Source organism: Gilliamella sp. Fer1-1 (genome assembly GCF_001690825.1).
GTDB lineage: Bacteria > Pseudomonadota > Gammaproteobacteria > Enterobacterales > Orbaceae > Gilliamella > Gilliamella apicola_C.
Genome location: NZ_LZGX01000043.1, coordinates 1 through 2610, shown reverse-complemented (window position 1 = coordinate 2610; position 2610 = coordinate 1). Strand labels below are relative to the sequence as shown.

Annotated in this window: 5 protein-coding genes; 3 read left to right on the top strand and 2 right to left on the bottom strand. The window is 33.0% G+C overall.

Translation table 11 applies throughout. From position 1 onward, the window contains the following. Positions 1–46 precede the first annotated feature (46 nt). The 3 genes from A9G28_RS13560 to A9G28_RS06245 all read left to right on the top strand — a co-directional run bounded on the left by A9G28_RS13560 (position 47) and on the right by A9G28_RS06245 (position 1889). Positions 47–208: a hypothetical protein gene (locus A9G28_RS13560; protein ID WP_176702120.1), complete on the top strand. Its 162-nt coding sequence runs from the start codon at positions 47–49 to the stop codon at positions 206–208. Between the two features lie 77 nt (positions 209–285). Next, the gene (locus A9G28_RS06250) at positions 286–1047 is read left to right on the top strand and encodes a KilA-N domain-containing protein (protein WP_065580109.1); all 762 of its coding nucleotides are present in this window, start codon (positions 286–288) and stop codon (positions 1045–1047) included. Positions 1048–1103: 56 nt separating this feature from the next. Next, complete coding sequence (locus A9G28_RS06245; protein WP_065580108.1) at positions 1104–1889, top strand: BRO family protein; 786 nt, start codon at positions 1104–1106, stop codon at positions 1887–1889. A gap of 104 nt (positions 1890–1993) precedes the next feature. Here A9G28_RS06245 and A9G28_RS06240 read toward each other — a convergent pair whose 3' ends face one another. After that, entirely contained in the window at positions 1994–2335 is a 342-nt protein-coding gene (locus A9G28_RS06240; RefSeq protein WP_065580107.1) for a helix-turn-helix domain-containing protein, read from the bottom strand. Next, positions 2319–2567: a type II toxin-antitoxin system RelE family toxin gene (locus A9G28_RS06235; RefSeq protein WP_065580106.1), complete on the bottom strand. Its 249-nt coding sequence runs from the start codon at positions 2565–2567 to the stop codon at positions 2319–2321. The genes A9G28_RS06240 and A9G28_RS06235 overlap by 17 nt, the downstream gene beginning before the upstream one ends. Positions 2568–2610: the final 43 nt, after the last annotated feature.

Below are 2610 nucleotides of genomic sequence, written 5' to 3'. Positions count from 1 at the left end.
TGTATACATATTACTTTAATATATACTTAAGTAAAAGGAGAAAACGTTGAAAGAATATAAAGTACCAGTATCAGCTAGAATTCCCGATTGGATGAAATCTATTCTTGAGAATTCGGCTCGTGTAAATGATAGAAATATTAGTTTAGAGATCGTTAATAGGATTAAACAAACATTAACAGAAGAGGAAAAGAAAATTGCAGGAATCTAAAAAACTAAAGGCTTTAACTGCACCACCAGCTAAAGCCCAAATCAAGTTAACCACAAACGCTAATTAAGGGAAAACTCATGAATAATAGTAATATAAACAACTCTAATTGTCCAGTAATAGCTGGAATCTCTATCACAACTGATAAAGAAGGTCGATATAATCTTAATGCTTTGCACAAGGCGAGCGGAGGTAAAGATGCTAAAAGACCTAAAGCGTGGTTAGCAACAAAATCCACTCAAGAACTTATTGAAGAGCTAAGGCAGAATTCTGCCTTCGGTCAAGAAATAATCACCGTCACAAAAGGCGGCATCAATCAAGGTACTTTTGCTCACGAACTTTTAGCAGTATCTTACGCAGGTTGGATTAGTCCAAAATTTCAGTTAATGGTAAATCAAGTATTTTTAGACTATAAAAAAGGTGAATTAAAAAACATCCAAAAACCTTTTAAATCTTACTTGCCAGAGTATCGACAAGCCAAAGCAATAGAATTATCAGTCAGAGCATTAGATAAGATGTTTAGCAATCTGCCACATTTAAGCGAACAGTCTAAGCAAGCTATCTATGCCGATACAATTAATCCAATTGCGGGTAAAAATGTTATTCCACTTCCTAAACTTGAAAACAAAACATTTTCAGCTAGTGATGTAGGTGATTTACTCGGTGTATCTTCGAACAAAATTGGTCGTATAGCTAATAAGCTCAATTTAAAAACAGAAGACTACGGAATTTTCGTACTCGATAAGTCACGTTCTTCTGATAAACAAGTTGAAACTTTTAGATATAACGAAAAAGCAATAGATGTAATCAAAAATCATCTTATTAATAAAGAAATCGCTTAACCAATTAACAACAAATTATAAGCCCTCTAAAAAGGGGGCGATTACGAGGATATAGCATGTCAAACTTATCAATTTTTAATTTTCACCAAACACAAGTTCGCATTCAATTATTGAATAATGAACCTTTATTTTGTCTTACCGATGTTACTAACATTTTAAATGTTAAAAACGCCAATGCTAGTCGTTTCAATATGTCAGAGGCTGGTATACATAAAATGTATATCAGGTCAGGAGGGCAAAATAGAGAGGTAACGTTCATAAATGAGCCAAATTTATATCGTGTAATTTTCAGAAGTAATAAAAAAGAAGCCATAGACTTCCAAAACTGGGTATTTGAGGAAGTTTTACCGACAATCCGCAAAACAGGTAGTTACTCATTAACAATTAACGCCGAACAACAACAGCAAATCCAACAAGCGGTAAACGAGCGAGTTTATCGAACGGGTGAACGACATCAAGCTATTTATTCAAAGTTACATCAGCAATTCAAGATCCCCCGTTACCAAGATTTGCCAACTAGCAAGTTCGACGAAGCTATTAAGTGGCTGGGTGGTGTGCATAGCAAAAACGGTTTATCTGATGAGGATTGGTATAAATTAGCTAGATTATTATTTGTTGCTAATTATATGAGAGAAAAAATACAGTTAATCGAACCAGCGTTAAGAATAATTGATTCATCTTATAGAGGTGCTTTTTATTCTATGGGTGTTGAATTTAAAAGAGACATTGAATCAGCGCGATTGATTATCAAAAGGGAAACAATGCATATTATTACAAATCATTTTACTGCAAACTGGAATAGAGTATTGCCTATTATCAGATTAAAAATTTCTAAAAATTAACTATTATCAAAATAGCCACCTTCGGGTGGTTTTTTATTAATAGAAATAATGACCCTAACTTTAAGTTATAGTCATTCACTTAACCACCGCATAGGTGGTTTTTATTAAAAATCTAACTGTTCAGGCTTGATTTGTAGCGCTTCGGCAATTTTAATCCGCGTTGCTTTTCTTAGTTTTTGGCTTTTTTCATATTGAGAATAAGCCGATTGACTAATACCTATTTTATTTGCAACTTCAACTTGGGATAATTTCAAATACTCACGCCATGCTTGAACTGGAGAATAATTATTATCAAAAACCATGTTAACAACTTCGCTTGGTACACCTGCTTCAACATCGATTGCTTTTGCGTTTGATAGCTCTAAGTATTGATTGTAGGGCATAACCACAAATTGTGGCTGTCCGTGTTCATTATTAATAAACTGTATATTAGTAAGTGCGTTCATTGCGTTTTTTCACCTCTTCAATAGAAACAATATGAATAGCACCATCAAAATTAAAAAACACTCGATAGTTACCCACTCGTAATCTGTACTGATATTTATGATTAGTTAAAGACTTTACATTAATACAATTCGGCATGTTAGCCAGTTCATCAATTTTATTACGGATTAAAGCATTGCCTTGAATTTTACGTAACTGCTTTAAGGCTTTAATTTGATAAATAATTTTATTCATTTTGTTGTTCTAACTAATCTTGATACAAGTATTATATAAGATA